General features: G+C 64.9%; 15 protein-coding genes and 1 pseudogene. 8 read left to right on the top strand and 8 right to left on the bottom strand.

Annotation, left to right across the window (positions count from 1 at the left end; all coding sequences use genetic code 11):
- The first annotated feature begins 17 nt into the window (after nt 1-17).
- Genes ACU0AG_RS04790 through mazG form a run of 8 tightly spaced genes read left to right on the top strand, consistent with a single transcriptional unit; the run spans nt 18 to nt 6,925 of the window.
- Nucleotides 18-1,202, top strand: coding sequence for a D-alanyl-D-alanine carboxypeptidase family protein (locus ACU0AG_RS04790; RefSeq protein ID WP_482781117.1), 1,185 nt, complete (start codon nt 18-20; stop codon nt 1,200-1,202).
- Complete coding sequence (tmk, locus tag ACU0AG_RS04785; RefSeq protein ID WP_482781116.1) at nt 1,199-1,858, top strand: dTMP kinase; 660 nt, start codon at nt 1,199-1,201, stop codon at nt 1,856-1,858. Before ACU0AG_RS04790 ends, tmk begins: the two co-directional genes overlap by 4 nt.
- Nucleotides 1,855-2,811 (top strand): DNA polymerase III subunit delta', encoded by a 957-nt coding sequence (locus ACU0AG_RS04780; RefSeq protein WP_482781115.1) that lies wholly within the window; start codon nt 1,855-1,857, stop codon nt 2,809-2,811. The genes tmk and ACU0AG_RS04780 overlap by 4 nt, the downstream gene beginning before the upstream one ends.
- Nucleotides 2,804-4,363, top strand: a complete 1,560-nt coding sequence (gene metG / locus ACU0AG_RS04775) for a methionine--tRNA ligase (protein ID WP_482781114.1) — start codon at nt 2,804-2,806, stop codon at nt 4,361-4,363. The genes ACU0AG_RS04780 and metG overlap by 8 nt, the downstream gene beginning before the upstream one ends.
- Nucleotides 4,364-4,369: 6 nt before the next feature.
- The gene (locus ACU0AG_RS04770; RefSeq protein ID WP_482781113.1) at nt 4,370-5,146 is read left to right on the top strand and encodes a TatD family hydrolase; all 777 of its coding nucleotides are present in this window, start codon (nt 4,370-4,372) and stop codon (nt 5,144-5,146) included.
- Nucleotides 5,143-5,925: an MBL fold metallo-hydrolase gene (locus ACU0AG_RS04765; protein ID WP_482781112.1), complete on the top strand. Its 783-nt coding sequence runs from the start codon at nt 5,143-5,145 to the stop codon at nt 5,923-5,925. Before ACU0AG_RS04770 ends, ACU0AG_RS04765 begins: the two co-directional genes overlap by 4 nt.
- Nucleotides 5,922-6,119: a hypothetical protein gene (locus ACU0AG_RS04760; RefSeq protein ID WP_482781111.1), complete on the top strand. Its 198-nt coding sequence runs from the start codon at nt 5,922-5,924 to the stop codon at nt 6,117-6,119. The genes ACU0AG_RS04765 and ACU0AG_RS04760 overlap by 4 nt, the downstream gene beginning before the upstream one ends.
- A gap of 38 nt (nt 6,120-6,157) precedes the next feature.
- On the top strand, nt 6,158-6,925 hold the full coding sequence (mazG, locus tag ACU0AG_RS04755) for a nucleoside triphosphate pyrophosphohydrolase (protein ID WP_482781110.1): 768 nt from the start codon (nt 6,158-6,160) through the stop codon (nt 6,923-6,925).
- 13 nt (nt 6,926-6,938) lie between these two features.
- Here the strand turns inward: mazG and hflX are convergent, their stop codons facing one another.
- From hflX to dusB, 8 genes and pseudogenes are all read right to left on the bottom strand, one after another.
- Nucleotides 6,939-8,207 carry a GTPase HflX gene (gene hflX / locus ACU0AG_RS04750; protein WP_482781109.1) on the bottom strand — a complete coding sequence of 423 codons (1,269 nt, stop codon included), beginning with the start codon at nt 8,205-8,207 and terminating at the stop codon, nt 6,939-6,941.
- A gap of 50 nt (nt 8,208-8,257) precedes the next feature.
- Nucleotides 8,258-8,839, bottom strand: coding sequence for an RNA chaperone Hfq (gene hfq, locus ACU0AG_RS04745; protein ID WP_482781108.1), 582 nt, complete (start codon nt 8,837-8,839; stop codon nt 8,258-8,260).
- Between the two features lie 155 nt (nt 8,840-8,994).
- The gene (gene ntrX, locus ACU0AG_RS04740) at nt 8,995-10,377 is read right to left on the bottom strand and encodes a nitrogen assimilation response regulator NtrX (protein ID WP_482781107.1); all 1,383 of its coding nucleotides are present in this window, start codon (nt 10,375-10,377) and stop codon (nt 8,995-8,997) included.
- Between the two features lie 46 nt (nt 10,378-10,423).
- The gene (locus ACU0AG_RS04735; protein ID WP_482781106.1) at nt 10,424-12,337 is read right to left on the bottom strand and encodes a sensor histidine kinase; all 1,914 of its coding nucleotides are present in this window, start codon (nt 12,335-12,337) and stop codon (nt 10,424-10,426) included.
- 112 nt (nt 12,338-12,449) lie between these two features.
- Nucleotides 12,450-12,659, bottom strand: a pseudogene (locus tag ACU0AG_RS04730) (hypothetical protein); the annotation flags it as partial.
- A 72-nt stretch (nt 12,660-12,731) separates the two neighbouring features.
- On the bottom strand, nt 12,732-14,177 hold the full coding sequence (locus ACU0AG_RS04725; RefSeq protein ID WP_482781105.1) for a sigma-54-dependent transcriptional regulator: 1,446 nt from the start codon (nt 14,175-14,177) through the stop codon (nt 12,732-12,734).
- Nucleotides 14,178-14,180: 3 nt separating this feature from the next.
- Nucleotides 14,181-15,272: a two-component system sensor histidine kinase NtrB gene (locus ACU0AG_RS04720; RefSeq protein WP_482781104.1), complete on the bottom strand. Its 1,092-nt coding sequence runs from the start codon at nt 15,270-15,272 to the stop codon at nt 14,181-14,183.
- A gap of 3 nt (nt 15,273-15,275) precedes the next feature.
- The gene (dusB, locus tag ACU0AG_RS04715; protein WP_482781103.1) at nt 15,276-16,292 is read right to left on the bottom strand and encodes a tRNA dihydrouridine synthase DusB; all 1,017 of its coding nucleotides are present in this window, start codon (nt 16,290-16,292) and stop codon (nt 15,276-15,278) included.
- Between the last annotated feature and the right edge of the window lie 25 nt (nt 16,293-16,317).

The following is a 16,317-nucleotide window of genomic DNA, read 5'->3' as shown; positions in this document are numbered from 1 at the left end:
GGTATAGCCCCCGGGCAATGGCCATGATGCTCACCCGTTTTCTTGCCGCCCCGCTCGCGCTGGTTTCCGCCGCGCTGGCCGTTCCCGTCGACGCAGCGGTTCCTGCGCCTACGCCAGCCACCCCCGCCGTGCCGGGCGCAGCCGAGGCGCCGGTTGCAATGCTGGTCGATCTGACCAGCGGGCAAGTGCTGCACGCCCGCAATGCCGGACGGCGCTTCATGCCCGCGTCGGTGACCAAGGTGATGACGCTCTATCTCGCCTTTGAACTGATCGAGGCGGGCAAGCTGGATCCGGCACAGGTTTTCACCATGAGCTCGCTGGTCGCCAAGGACTGGCGGCGCACCGGATCGACCATGTTCCTCGATGCGGGAGAGAGGGTCCGGGTCGATGATCTGCTGCTGGGCATTGCCAATGTCTCGGCCAATGACGGGGCGGCGGTGCTGGCCGAAGGGCAGGCCGGATCGGTCGCGGCCTGGACCGCGGAAATGAACCGCACGGCGCAGGCGCTGGGTATGACAGGGAGCCATTTCGGCACCCCCAACGGCTGGCCCGACGAAGGGCGCACCTTCACCACCGCGCAGGATCTGGTGACGCTGGCCCGCGCGCTGCTGTCACGCCATCCCGACAAGGTCGGTTATTACATCGGCCGCAGCGGCTTCGATTACAAAGGCATTGCCCAGATCAACCACGATCCGATGATCGGACAGGTGCCGGGCGCCGACGGGATCAAGACCGGCTTCACCAACGAGGCAGGCTTTTCCTATCTCGGCACCGCGCAAAGGAACGGCCAGCGGCTGGTTCTGGTGCTGGCCGGCGTGGAAAACGGCAGGCTGCGCGGGCGGCTCGCACGCTCCTATGTCGAATGGGGCTTTTCGGCTTTCGACCGCAGGCGCCTGTTCGATGCGGGGGCAGTGATCGGCGAAGCGCGGGTGCAAAATGGCGACGCCCGCAGTGTGAGCCTTGTCGCTCGCGGTCCTGTCGCCGTGAACCTTGTGGCGGGTCGCACCGGCCCCTTGCAGGCCACCATCCGCTATGACGGCCCGCTCAAAGCTCCGCTAGCGGCTGGCGATCAGGTGGCGATCCTCGAAGTTACGGCCAAAGGCATGGCTCCGGCCCGCATCCCGCTGTTTGCGGGCGAGGCCGTGGCAACCGCCGGGCCGCTCGACCGGATCGTCAATGCCATTGCGGGGCTGTTCACATGACGGTCCGGCAGGGGTTCTTCATCGCCTTCGAGGGCGGGGAGGGAGCGGGCAAGTCGACCCAGTCCCGCCTGCTGGCCGAGGCGCTGCGCGCGCGGGGGCTGGAGGTGGTGACCACGCGGGAACCGGGCGGCACACCCGGCGCGGAAGCGATCCGTGCGCTGCTGCTGGCACCGCCGGGGGTTGCGCAAACCGGCGGGTGGACCGCAGAAGCCGAAGCCCTGCTGTTCGCCGCCGCCCGCGCCGACCATGTCGCGCACCTGATCCGTCCCGCACTGGCCCGCGGCGCATGGGTGGTGTGCGACCGTTTCGTCGATTCAAGCCGCGCCTATCAGGGCGGAGCTGGCGGACTGGGCGACGAGGCGATCCTCGCGCTACACGGCTTTGGCAGCGGTGGACTGCGGCCCGACCGGGTGATCCTGCTCGAAGGCGACGAGGCGGCCCTGGCAGAGCGGCTTGCCTTGCGCGATGGGGCAGACAGCGATGCGATCGGCGGCCGCCCGGTCGACTATCACCGCGCCGTCGCCGCCGCTTTCCGCACGCTAGCAGATCGCGACCCGGCAGGCTTTGCACGCATCGATGCCATCGGCGATCCGCAGGATGTGCATCGGCGCGTGATGGAAGCCATCGCGCCGTTCCTGACCGGGGCAGGCGCATGACGCGCTGGCCCAACCACGACGAGGCCTGGCGCCAGTGGCGCGATGCGCTGGCGGGCGGGCGGATGCATCATGGCTGGCTGCTGGCGGGCAAGGCGGGGCTCGGCAAGCGCGACTTCGCCATGGCCGCCGCCCGCGAACTGGTGACAGAGCCCGGCGTGCCGCAACCGCCGGGCGATCACCCGGACATCATCGTGCTCACCTATGGTCCCAAGGACGACAAGGGCGAGAAGGCGCAGGCCGAAGGCAAGCCCTTCGAACTGGCGCGCAGCATCCGCATCAAGCAGATCCGCGCCATGCAAAAGCGGCTGACAACCCGGCCGACACTGGGTTCGCGGCGCGCCATCATTATCGATCCCGCAGACGACCTTGAAAAATCCGCCGCCAACGCTCTGCTCAAAAGCCTGGAGGAACCGCCTGCGGGCACGTTCTTCCTGCTGGTCACCCATCGCCCGGCGCGGCTGCTGCCGACGATCCGCTCGCGCTGCCGGACCTTGCGGTTTCCGGTGCTGGACGACAGCCAGCTCGCCGCGATGCTGACTGATGAAGGCCTGCCGCCCGATCCTGCTGCCATTGCCGCAGCCGAAGGATCGTTCGGCGCGGCTGTGCGCTTTGCCGCGCAGGATCTGGAGCCGGTCGCAAGAGCCATCACCACGCTGATTTCCGGCGCGGACAGCAGCATTGCACAGCGCGGGGAGCTGGCGCGGCTGATCGGTCCGCGCGCCGATCGCGAACGGGTGCAGGCCGTGCTCGAACTGGCACAGTCGCTGGTTGCGCGCGCGGCCCGCGACTGCGGGACCGAGCAGGCACGCGCGCGGCTGATCGACGCCTATTCCGCGCTTGTCAGCCTTGCCGCCGAAGCCCCGACGGCCAATTTCGATCCCGGCATGCTCCCCTTCGAGATCGGCAGCTTGCTTGTCGCGGCCGCCCCCGCTAGCGAACCGGCCCATGGCTGAGCGCGACAACACCCCTTTCTACATCACCACCGCGATTTCCTATCCCAACGGGCGGCCGCATATCGGCCACGCCTATGAAGCGATTGCGGCCGACGTGATCGCCCGCTTCCAGCGCCTGCAAGGCCGTGCGGTGCGGTTCCAGACCGGCACCGACGAGCATGGCCTCAAAATGGCCCGGAAGGCCGAGGAACAGGGCCGCACCCCGCGTGATCTGGCAGACGAAATGTCCGGCTATTTCCGTGAGATGTGCGATGCTCTGAACGTGTCTTATGACCGCTTCATCCGCACCTCGGAGCCTGATCATTACCGCGCCAGCCAGGCGATCTGGCAGGCGATGGAGGCTGCGGGCGATCTCTATCTCGACCGCTACGAGGGCTGGTACTCGGTCCGCGACGAGGCCTATTACGACGAGGCCGAACTGACCCTCGGCGAGGGCGGGGAAAAGCTCTCGCCGCAGGGCACTCCGGTGGAATGGACGGTTGAGGAAAGCTGGTTCTTCCGGCTTTCGAAGTATCAGGGCCAACTGCTTGAATTGCTCAAGACACCGGGCTTTCTTGAACCGGCAAGCCGCCGTAACGAGATGATTGCCTTCGTCGAACAGGGCCTGCGCGATCTTTCCGTCAGCCGCACCTCGTTCGACTGGGGCGTGCCGGTGCCGGGGAGCGATGGCCATGTCATGTATGTGTGGGTCGATGCGCTCACCAACTACCTGACGGGGCTGGGTTATCCAGACGACATGGGCGAGTTCTGGCCGGCCAGCCTGCACTTGATCGGCAAGGACATCGTGCGCTTCCACACGATCTACTGGCCGGCCTTCCTGATGAGCGCCAATCTGCCCCTGCCCAAACAGGTGTTCGGCCACGGCTTCCTTTTGAACCGCGGGCAAAAGGAATCGAAGTCGCTCGGCAATGTCACCGATCCGCTGGCGCTGGCCGAGCAGTTCGGGGTGGATGCCTTGCGCTATTTCCTGATGCGCGAAGTCGCTTTCGGACAGGATGGCAGCTATTCACCCGAAGCGATTGTTTTGCGGACCAATGCGGAGCTGGCCAACAGCTTCGGCAACCTTGCCCAGCGCACGCTTTCGATGATCGCGAAGAACATGGACGGCAAGCTTGAGGCCTTCGAACATGCTGATGCAGATGCCGCGCTCCTAGCGACGGTCAAGATCGCCTGCGAGACCGAACTCCCGCGCGAATTCAACGATCTGAACTTCTCGACCGGGATCGAGGCGTGGATGCGCGCGGTCTATGCCTGCAACCAGTATGTCGACGAACAGGCACCCTGGGGCCTCAAGAAGACCGATCCCGAGCGGATGAAGGCCGTGCTGCAAACGCTGTTCGTAGCACTGCGGGATCTCGCCATCGCGATCCAGCCTGTGGTGCCTGCCAAGGCCGGCGCTTTGCTGGACCAGCTCGGCATTCCGCCGGAAGAACGCAGCTACGCCGCATTGGCCGATACCGATTGGTTCACCCGCCTCCTCACCACCGGCTTTACCGTCGCGCCGCCGACTCCGCTGTTCCCCCGTCTCGAACTGCCCGCAGAGGAGGCCTGAGACGCGATGCTGGTCGATAGCCACTGCCACCTCGAATACAAAGGCCTCGTCGAGGACCGCGATGGCGTGCTGGCGCGGGCGCGGGCGGCAGGGGTAGGGGCCTTTCTCAACATCTCCACCCGCCAGAGCGAGTGGCCCCAGGTGGTCGGCACCGCCGAACGCGAACCCGATGTCTTCGCCAGCGTCGGCATCCACCCGCACGAAGCCGACGCGCATCAGGACCTGGGGCGCGCCGCCCTGCTGGAGGCGACGCGGCACCCCAAGGTCATCGCGATCGGCGAAACTGGCCTCGACTACCACTACGACAAGTCGGACAGAGAAGCGCAGAAGTCCCTGTTTCGCATGCACATTGATGTCGCGCGCGAAACGCAGCTGCCGCTCATCATCCACACCCGCGATGCCGAAGAAGACACCCACGCGATCCTCGCCGAGGAAATGGGGAAGGGGGCCTTCCCCGCGCTGATCCACTGCTTCACAGCCTCGGCCGATTTCGCCGGGAAGGTGTTGGAACTTGGGCTTACCATTTCGCTGTCGGGCATCGTGACCTTCAAGAACGCCAAGGACTTGCAGGCGGTTGCGAAAGTGATCCCTGAAGACCGGCTGCTGGTTGAGACCGACAGCCCCTTCCTCGCGCCGGTGCCGCACCGGGGCAGAGTGTGCGAGCCTGCCTACGTCACTGACACGGCAGCCTTCGTTGCAGACCTGCGCGGGATCGCGGTCGAGCACCTCAGGCAGGTAACCACCGCCAATTTCTTCAACCTTTTCAGCAAGGCTGTCCGGTGAAGCTGATCATGCTCGGGTCGGGCACCTCCACCGGGGTGCCGCGCCTCGGCGGGCCTGACGGCACGGGCGACTGGGGTGACTGCGATCCGGAAGAACCGCGCAACCGCCGCACGCGGGTTTCGATCATGGTCGAGAGTGATGAAGGCAAACGGCTGTTGATCGATACCTCGTCGGACTGCCGCGCGCAGTTGCTGGCCAACCGGATCGGCAGCATCGATGCGGTGTTCTGGACCCACGATCACGCCGATCATTGCCACGGGATCGATGATCTGCGGGTGTTGCGTTACGGTCGGGCAGGACCGATCCCCGGCTTTGCCTCGGCCGAAACCGTGCGGCGCTTGCGGCAGCGCTTCGGCTATGTCTTTGCCGGGCAGGATGGCTATCCGACGATCTGCACCATCGACACGCTCGACCGGTTGCGGATGATTGCGGGCTTCGGTGTCGATTGGTGCCAGATGGAACACGGGCCCGGCGAGACCACCGCATACCGCTTCGAAGCGGATGGGAAGAGCATCGGCTATGCCACGGATTTCAGTGCGATTTCTGACGAGATGATCGATCTTTTCTATAAGGTCGATATCCTTGTCAGCGATTGCCTGAGGCGCGAACCGCATCCGACCCATGCGCATCTGGCCATGGCGATCGAACTTGGCGAAAAGTGCCGCGCGGGCCGGGTAGTTCTCAGCCATCTCGACAAGAGCATGGATTACCGCTCGCTGTGTGACGAGGTGCCGGACTTTGTCACCGTTGGCTATGACGGGCTGGAGATGATCGCGTGAACCCCGATTTGCTGCTGCCGCTGATTGCGACCGCCGCGTGGCTTGTTCTGGCCGGCAGTGCGCTGGCATCCTTCCGGCTCGGGTGGGGTCAGCTGTTGCGCATGGCGCTGGTATGGATCGCGATCTTCGGTGGGCTGTTCCTGATCGTGGAGTGGTTCATGGTCACGCAGGGCAACAACAGCGCGCTGCTTTAAATTTTACATAATATATATTATCAACCCAAAGGATCGGGATGAACAGCAACCTGCCGCAGCCCCCTCTCGACCGGCTGATCGCCATCATGGCCCGCCTGCGCGATCCTGTGAGCGGCTGCGACTGGGATCTCGCGCAGGATTTCGCCTCGATCGCGCCGTACACCATCGAGGAAGCCTATGAAGTCGCCGATGCCATCGCGCGCGGCGCCATGGCCGATCTGAAGGAAGAACTCGGTGACCTGCTGCTTCAGGTCGTGTTCCACGCCCGCATGGCCGAGGAAGCCGGTCATTTCGGTTTTGACGATGTGGCCCGTGCCATCAGCAACAAGATGGAGGCGCGCCACCCCCACATCTTCGCGGGCGAAACCGGCACGATGGATGAAACGCGCTGGGAAGACCTCAAGGCCGCGGAACGCCTTGCCAAGGGCACCGCGAGCGCGCTTGATGGTGTTGCTCTGGCTTTGCCGGCATTGATGCGCGCCGAGAAACTCCAGAAACGTGCAGCGCGGACCGGCTTCGACTGGCCCGATCCTTCGGGATCGGAGGCCAAGATTGCCGAGGAAATCGCTGAACTCAAAACCGCTTCCTCGGACCAGCACAAGCTTGAAGAAGCCGGCGACCTGCTATTCGCCGTCGTCAATTTCGTCCGGGCGCACGGGATCAGTGCCGAGGATGCCTTGCGAAGCGCCAATGCTAAGTTCGAACGCCGCTTCCGGGCCATGGAAGCGCTCGGCGGCGAAGCCTTTGCCTCGCTTTCGCTCGATCAGCAGGAAAGCCTCTGGCAGGCAGTGAAGAAAGCCGAATAGACTCCTCAATCACTTACGAAAGTGCTGAAAACTGCCCCAGTTCCTTGGGGTTCAGCCTGACTGTAAGCCGCCGCGTCGGACCCGTTTCGGTTTCGGCCCCTTCCTGTTCCGAAAGCACGTCGCCATGGGCATGCAGCCAGGCGATGCGCCGCCCGTCAGCCACGGGAATGGTGAAGGTCACTTCGCGAGCGCCGCCGGTCAGCAATTGCGCCAGTTCGGCCTCCAGCGCAGCCACCCCTTCCCCGGTCGCAGCCGACAGGATCACCGCACCCTGCCCCACCGCAGATTCTCGCAATTCCTCAAGGGAAACAGCGTCGAGAAGATCGCACTTGTTCCACACTTCGAGGATGGGAATGTCGCTGGTGCCGGTTTCACCGTCCACCACGCCGAGATCGGCCAGCACCTCCATCACCTGCTTTTTCTGGGCTGCGTGCGAAGGATTGGCCATGTCCCGCACATGACAGATGACATCGGCGGCGGTGACTTCTTCGAGTGTGGCGCGGAAGGCTGCGACAAGCTGCGTGGGCAAATCGGAAATGAAGCCCACCGTGTCGGACAGGATCGCCTTTTCGACACCCGGCAGGCTGATCGCCCGCATGGTCGGATCGAGCGTTGCGAAGAGCAGGTCCTCGGCCATCACCTCGGCGCCGGTCAAGCGGTTGAACAGGGTCGATTTACCGGCGTTGGTATAGCCGACCAGTGCGACCACCGGCCAGGGCGCCCTGCCCCGCCGCTCGCGGTGGAGCGTGCGCGTCTTGCGAACCTGATCGAGCTCACGCCGCAGCCGCCCCATGCGCTGGCGGATCATCCGCCGGTCCGCCTCGATCTGGGTTTCACCCGGCCCGCCGAGGAAGCCGAAGCCGCCGCGCTGGCGTTCAAGGTGGGTCCAGCTGCGCACAAGCCGGCTCTGCTGGTAATCGAGATGTGCCAGTTCGACCTGCAAACGCCCTTCAGCCGTGGCCGCCCGCTCCCCGAAAATTTCGAGGATCAGGCCGGTCCGGTCGATCACCTTGCGTTTGAGCCGGTCTTCGAGATTGCGTTGCTGGATCGGGGTCAGCGCGCCATCGACGATGACCAGCTCCGCCTCGTATTGCTCGCACCACACGGCAATGTTCTGCACCTGCCCCGATCCGAACAGCGTATTGGGCTGCATCTTGCGGATCGGGAGGATCGCCGAATGCGCGATGACCACACCGATCGCCAGCGCAAGGCCTTCGGCCTCGGCAAGCCGCTCGGCCGCATCGAGATCGTAACGCAGCGCCTTGATGTCCGGACATAGCACAAGGGCCCGCGCGCCGCGGGTGACCTCGTCCTCGAACTCGCGGTCAAAGCTCAGTCGTCTGCCCCATTGTCATCGCCGTCATCATCGACACTCAGGTCGACCGGCCCGGCGGGCTGGATGGTCGAAACGGCGTGCTTGTAGGCCAGTTGCACCGCACCGTCGCGTTCGAGCAGCATGCAGAAGAGATCATAGGCAGCGATGCGGCCTTGCAGCATTACGCCGTTCACGAGGAACATGGTCACCTGCACATGCGCTTCGGCGACGCGGCTGAGGAAGATATCCTGCAACAGCTTCTGCTTCTTGCCGCCCGCCTGGCTGGCGAACTGCGCCGGATCGAGCGACTGGCCGGGCATGATCGTGCTGATCGCATGCTTGTAGACCAGCTGCGACTGCCCGTCGCGGCGCAGCAGGATCGAGAAATTGTCGAACCAGGTGACGATACCCTGCAGCTTCACGCCCTTCACCAGGAACATGGTCACCGGAATCTTGTTCTTGCGCAGCAGGTTGAGGAAGGCATCCTGAAGATTGCCTTGCGCCCGCACGGTTTGGCTACCGCCATCGCCGCTGCGGGTTTCACTGGGGGTGGCAGCACGTGCAACCGGACGGGGGGAGAGCGTTCGCCCGCTGGACATGATCGTGGCTCCTGTTTTTGGCGGCCGCCCTTGCGGTCCGCAGGTTCCGGATTGCCGCAGTTTCGGGGTCACCCGGCTTTCCGCTGGCTATAATGCCGCCTGCGGAGGTGCGGGACAAGGCTTGATTTTCCGCGCCCTATCGCAGGAAGGCCCTGTCAGTCCTCGTCCTCGCGGCGATCTGCCATGCCCAGCAGCTTGAGTTTGCGGTGCAGCGCCGACCGTTCCATGCCGATAAAGCTCGCCGTCTTGGAGATATTGCCCGAAAAACGGCGGATCTGGATCGCCAGATACTCCCGCTCGAAACTTTCGCGGGCCTCGCGCAGGGGCACGCCCATGATCGCGGACAGACTTTCCCCCGCAATCCCGATCTGGCCGCCGATGATTTCGGGCGGCAGCATGTCAGGCTCGACCGTACCGAGCTTTTCCCGCGGGGTCATGATGATCGTGCGTTCCACGACATTGCGCAGCTGGCGGACGTTGCCCGGCCAGTCATAGGCTTGCAGCGCGGCCATCGCCTCGCTTGAAATCTCGGGCGGCGCGAGGCCCTGATCATTCGAATAGCGGGTGAAGAAATGCTCTGCGAGCGCGGGGATGTCGTCACGCCGCTGTGCCAGCGAGGGAAGCACGACCGGCACCACATTGAGCCGGTAGAACAGATCCTCGCGGAACCGCTTTTCGGCCATCTCGACCGTCAGATCGCGGGTGGTGGAAGACACCACGCGCACATCCACGCCGATCTGCCGCGTGCCGCCGACACGCACGAAGCTCTGGTCGGTCAGCACCCGCAGGATGCGCGCCTGCGTCGATAGCGGCATGTCGGCAATCTCGTCGAGATAGAGCGTGCCGCCGTCGGCCATTTCCAGCAGGCCGGGTCGCACCTGCTTGCCGTTCGATTCCTCACCGAACAACTCCTGCTCGAACCGCTCGGGCGTGATGCGGGCCGAATTGACCAGCACGAAGGCGCCATTGGCCCGCGCGCTCCACCCGTGAAGCAGGCGCGCGGCGACTTCCTTGCCGGCGCCCGGCGGTCCGGAAATCAGCACCCGGCTGCCGGTGCTCGCAACCCGCTTGAGCGTGGCACGAACCGCGTTGATCGCGGGCGAATTGCCGGTGAACTCGGCGCTGCCCCAGCTGCCTTCGCGCAGGCGGGAATTCTCGCGCCGCAGCCGTTCGGTCTCGGTCGCGCGTTCGACCAGCAACAGCAGGCGCTCGGCCTCGAACGGCTTTTCGATGAAATCCATCGCCCCGCGCCCGACCGCCGCCACGGCGGTATCGATATTTCCGTGGCCGGAGAAGATGATCACCGGCAGATTGGGTTCGCGCAGCTTGATCGCATCGAGCAGTTCAAGCCCGTCCATCTGGCTGCCGTGCAGCCACACGTCGAGCAGCACCAGACTGGGCCGCCGCTCGTCGATTGCAGCCAGCGCTTCGGTGCTGTCGGCCGCGGTGCGACAGGCGTAACCCTCGTCGCCCAGCACGCCTGCGACAAGTTCGCGGATGTCGCGTTCATCATCGACGATCAGGATTTCGAGCGCCATCGGGCGGGTCCTCCGGTTGGGGGGTTGTTCGGGCTGGTCGCAGCACTCACAGGCCGTTTCCTTCGATCGGCTGCGGATTGCGGGCAAAGCGCAAGGTCACGCGTGTGCCACCATTGGCTGTGCTGGCGAAACTCATGTCGCCGCCGTGTTCATCGACGATCTTGTTGACGATCGCGAGGCCAAGGCCGGTGCCCTTCTCGCGGGTCGTGACATAGGGTTCGGTGATCCGTTCACGGTCGGCAGGAAGGCCGATGCCGTTATCTTCGATGGTGACGACAATCGCATCGCCCGCATCGCGCATACTGACGGCGATTTCACCGGCATATGCGCCCTTGGCCTCGGCCGCCTTGGCCTCGACCGCTTCGACCGCGTTCTTGAGGACATTGGTCATCGCCTGGCCGAACTGGTGACGGTCGCAGCGCACTTCGCGGTCGATCAGTTCGGACGAGGCGACGCTGAAGGCGATGCCGGAATGGGCGACTTCCTGCAGAAACACCGCCTGCCGCACGAGATCGAGCGCGTCCTCGTCGCGGAACACCGGCTTGGGCAGGCGCGCGAAGGACGAGAATTCGTCGACCATCTTCCTGAGGTCGCCGACCTGCCGGACAATGGTGTTGGTGAGATCGTCGAACAGATCGCGGTCTTCATCGCCCACCTGCGTGCGGTAGCGGCGCTTGAGGCGTTCGGTGGCCAGCTGGATCGGCGTCAGCGGGTTCTTGATTTCGTGCGCGATGCGCCGGGCAACATCCGACCAGGCCGCCTGACGCTGATCGAGCAGCTGGCGGGTGATATCCTCGAAGGTGATCACGTGCCCGCCCGCCGTGCCGGGGGCGAGCTTGACCGCCAGGGTCAGGATTTCGGTGCCCTTGGCGTGGGTAATGATCGCCCGCTCCTTGCCGTCCGCGATCATGCGGGCAAGTTCGGGGGAGAGCGTTTCGAGCGAATGGCCGATCATGCCCTGCGCATCATCGGGCACAAGCAACGCCTGCGCCGACGAGCTCATCAGCGTCACGCAAGCCCCGGCATCAACCGAGACGACGCCGGCGGTGACCGATTCCAGCACGGCTTCGGTAAAGGCGCGGCGGTCGTCGATCTGGCGGTTGGCACTGACGAGGGCCTGCGTCTGCTTTTCGAGCTGCGCGGTCATGCGGTTGAAGGCACGGTTGAGCAGGCCGATCTCGTCCGCCCCGGTGCGCCCTTCGAGCCGGAGCGCGAAGTTGCCCTGCCCCACTTTGCGCGCTGCCCCCACCAGATCGGTGAGCGGCTCCACCTGCCGGTCGGCAAAGCGCAGCGCGAACCAGATCGCCAGCCCCACCAGCAGCAGGCTGACAGCCACCAGCGCAATGTTGAAGCGCAATTGCAGCATCCGCGCGCTGCCCGTCAGCCGGTCATAAGCGGTCACGATCGATTGCGCGCGCGACCACGAATTGAACATCGTTTCTTCGGTGGTACGGGCATTGTAGAGATAGACGCCGCTGTCACGGTCGATCGGCACAATCGCCTCGATCCGCTCCGGCCCGCCGACCACCACGGCAAACTCTCCCTGATCCAGTCTGGGCAAGGCCTTCTGGCTGAAATCCAGCGGGCTGTTGTCACGGGTGAGATTGAAAATGGCGGCGGTGCGAAGCGAACCATCGGGCATGCGCTGCAACACCGCGCTCTCGGATATTTCGCGCCCTTGCGCCTGATAGGCATAGAAATCGGGAAAATCGGGGTCGGTGATCGGCACACGCGCGAGGATCGATCGCATGTCGGTGGCCATGATGATGGTGTTCTGTTCGACGTTGCGCTGGTTGGCGTCGTAATAGCTCTGCGCCAGCGCATTGGCGTTCTGCATCAGGCCGCGTGAATCGTCCGAAAACCAGAAATCGACGCCGAACTGGAACAGGAACGCCGCAAAACCCGCGACCAGCAGCGTCGGAACCGCGGCCACCATCGAGAAGAAGAACACTAGCCTCACATGCAGCCGCGCCGTGCTGCCCGCTGCCCGCTGCCCGCCGCAGCGCAAGCCTCCGCCCGATCAGCACCAGCAACGCCATTGCCGGAACCAGCGTCGCCATAAGCAGCACCGAAACCTGCATCGTCGGCATCAGACTGGCTGTGGAATCGGAGCGGCTGAAGGCAAAGTAGGTCGCCGTCACAGCCGCCACCAGCGCAACGACAGAGGCGACTTCCAGCCACAGAAAGACGTTGGCCCGCCGGGCTGCCACGACAAAATTGCGCCACCAGCGCGGCAATTGCCGGGGTGCGGGAGCCGGTGCTGTTGAGGCAGGACGATCCATCGTTGCACTCTTACAACAATGGTGTGGCAAAAATGCAAGGCCTATCCGACAAGCCGTTGCCGATACGCGCCGTCAGTGCGGCGAGAAGCGATCCGGCTCCAGACCCAGTTCGCCAATGCGCTTGCGCAGGGTGTTGCGGTTGATGCCGAGCAGCTGGGCCGCGCGCAGCTGGTTGCCGCCGGTGCGCCCCAGAGCATATTCGATCAACGGCTTTTCGAAGGCAGCCAGCGCCCGGTGATACAAGGCGCCGGGCGGCGGCGCTTCTGCCGCAAGCCATCCTGCCAGGGCCGCACCGAAGCCGCCCTGCCCCTGATCCGCCGCCTGATTGCCTGTGGCAATCTCCGGTCCGATGATGTCGAGCACACTGTCGCCGTCAATCCGCTCCTCGCGCGCCATCAGTGCTAGGCGATAGACCACGTTGCGCAACTCGCGCACATTCCCGCGCCAGTTGCGCGCTTCGAGCTGGGCAATCGCCTCGGCACTCAACTGGCGGCGGGGAAGGCCGTCCTCCGCCGCCAGCGCGAGGAAATGCTGCGCCAGCGCGGCGATATCCTCGCGCCGTTCGCGCAAGGGCGGCAATTCGATCGGCACGACGTTGAGGCGGTAGAACAGATCCTCGCGGAATGTGCCCGCTGCGATCATCGGGGTCAGATCGCGGTTGGTGGCAGCGATAATGCGGACATTGACCGCGATTTCCTGCCGTCCGCCCACGCGCCGGATGCGTCCCGATTGCAGCGCCCGCAGCAGCCGGGTCTGCGCTTCGGCCGGCATATCTCCGATCTCGTCGAGAAACAGCGTGCCGCCATTGGCCTGTTCGAACTTGCCGATGGCCTGCGCGATGGCACCGGTAAAGGCGCCTTTCTCGTGCCCGAACAGCTCGCTTTCGACGAGGTCGGCAGGAATAGCCGCGGTGTTCACTGCAACGAACGGCCCGGTGCGGCGATGGCCGAGCTGATGCACGGCTTCGGCCACCAGTTCCTTGCCCGTACCGCTTTCGCCGGTGATCAGCACCGTCAGATCGTTGCGCAGCACCCGCGTGATCATGCGGTAGACGCCCTGCATCGCCGGACTGCGCCCGACCAGCGGCATTCGCTCGCCGTCGCTGCCGGGCAGCGGCTCTTCCGCCGCATCGCCTGCCGGAGCGCGCGGGCCGACCGCCTGCCGCACCGCATGGACCAGTTCGTCAAGGTCGAACGGCTTGGGGAAGTATTCGAATGCCTCGCTCTCGCTCGCCCGCACCGCCGTATCGAGCGTGTTCTGCGCCGAAAGCACGATCACCGGCATGTCCGGCGCCCGTTCGCGCACCGAAGCCAGCGAAGCGAGGCCATCGCCATCGTCGAGGATCACATCGGTCAGCATCACCGAATACCGCCCCTGCGCCAGCAACCGGTCGCGCGCGGCGATACCGGTGCAATGGGCGATCCTGAAGCCTTCATCCTCCAGTGCGGCGATGATGACCGTCGCGATGGCTGCGTCGTCTTCGACCAGCAGAACCGGATCGGAACCGGAAAACGGCATGCGCTACGCCTCGTCCTGGGCCTGCGGCAGATGCAGGCGGAAGTGGGTGATCCCGGCACGGGCATCGCGTTCGTGGCTGACGTTGCCGTTCATGTCGCGCACCAGCTTGCGCACCAGCGACAGGCCCAGCCCCTGCCCCGAAGGCTTCGAGGTCACGAATGGTTCGAACACATGGTCGCGCAGCACCGGATCGATTCCGGGACCATTGTCGCTGATGGTGATTTCGATCGGCAGGGGCACCGCCCGGCCATTGCGGATGGCGCTGAAGGCCATGCCGCTGACAAACCGGGTCTGCACCGTCACCAGCGCCGGACCATCGGTCGAAAAGGCCGCATCGCGCGCGTTCGAGACCAGATTGATCAGCACCTGTTCCAGTGCATCGCGATTGGCGAGCACTGGCGGGAGCGACGGATCGAACTCCTCGCGGATTTCGAATTCGCCCTGATCGGCGCCTGCGGCACGCATGGTGGCAACCGCGGCGCGGATCGCCTCGTGCGGGTTGCAGGCATCGACTGGCCCGGTGCGCGTGCTGCCCAGCTGCTGCATCCGGTCGATCAGACGGGCGATCCGGTCAACCTCGTCGGTGATCATCCGGGCGAGCTTCTTGTCGGCATCGGGCAGCTTGCGCGCCACCAGCTGCCCCGCCCCGCGGATTGCGGCGAGCGGGTTCTTGATCTCGTGCGCGAGCACGGCGGGCGCGCTCAGCATCGCCTCGTCGCTGGCAGGATGGGCGGCATCGTCGTGACCGATCTGTGACATGGTCACCACCCGCCAGCCCGGAAAGCCTCCCAGCGGCGAGGCGGTGAGATTGATCCGCACTTCGCCCTCGCCTGCACGGATCGCCAGATCGCGGGCAACCAACCCGTCCTCACCCAGGGCCAGACGGGCCTCGACCCGCGCATCGAGCGGCCCGATCCGGTCCAGCAACCGCGTTCCGACCAACCGGCTCGCACTTGTGCCGAGCAGGTTTTCGGCGGCGTGATTGACCTCGGCAATCACCCCGTCGGCGTCGATCAGCAGAACAGCGAAGATCAGCCCGGCAATCTGCGTGCGCGGATCGGGCCTTGTGCCCGTCGCAGCGGAGCCTGAGGCCATGCGTCAGGCCGCCTGCTGCATCATGAACGGGGTGTAGAACCGCTCGATCTCGCCCAGCACCTGATCGGCATCGTCGATGAAATTGGCCATGTTGCGAAACTCGGCCGAACCGTGCAGGCCTTTGGTGTACCAGCCCAGATGCTTGCGCGCCATCTTGACGCCGGTGTCGCGGCCATAGTGGTCGAGCATCCGCCGGTAGTGTTCAACCACCAGCGCATATTGCTCCTCCATCCCCGGCGTCGCGCGCGCCTCGCCGGTGCGCCACCAGTGCATCACCTGCCCCAGCAGCCACGGCTTGCCATAGGCGCCGCGTCCGATCATCAGCCCGTCAGCCCCCGATTGTTCGAGCGCCTTGGCCGCATCCGCGATGGTGCAGATGTCGCCATTGACGATCACCGGGATGTTCACCGCTTCCTTGACCTTGCGCACAAAAGCCCAGTCGGCGCTTCCCTTGTACATCTGGTTGCGGGTGCGTCCGTGCACGGTCACCATCTGCACACCGATATCCTCGGCCATGCGCGCAAGTTCGGGCGCGTTGAGGCTGCAATGATCCCAGCCCATCCGCATCTTGACCGTCACCGGCACCTTCACCGCCTTGACCGTGGCCTCCATCAGCCGGACAGCCAGCGGCACTTCGCGCATCAGTGCGGAACCTGCCAGCTGGCCCACCACCTTGCGCACCGGACAGCCGAAATTGATGTCGATGATCGCCGCGCCATTGCCCTCCTGCAACTTGGCGGCCTCGGCCATGCTGGCCGGATCGCACCCGACGAGCTGCATCGAGACCGGCTCCTCGATCCGGTCCCATGCCGATTTCTGCTGGCTGACGCGGGTTTCGCGGATCGCCGCCTCGCTCGCCACCATTTCGGTGACATTGAGGCCAGAACCATAGCGGCGCACCAGCGTGCGGAAGGGCATGTCGGTCACGCCGGTCATCGGCGCGAGCAGCACCGGTTCGGCGACGGTTACCGGGCCAATGGCAATCTGCTTGAGCGCCGGAGGAGTGGGAAGCGTGGTCATGTCAGAGCGTGTGCCTAATAATTGG

This window comes from Erythrobacter sp. RANMB8 (assembly GCF_056848235.1).
This window is presented reverse-complemented; position numbering and strand designations above follow the sequence as displayed.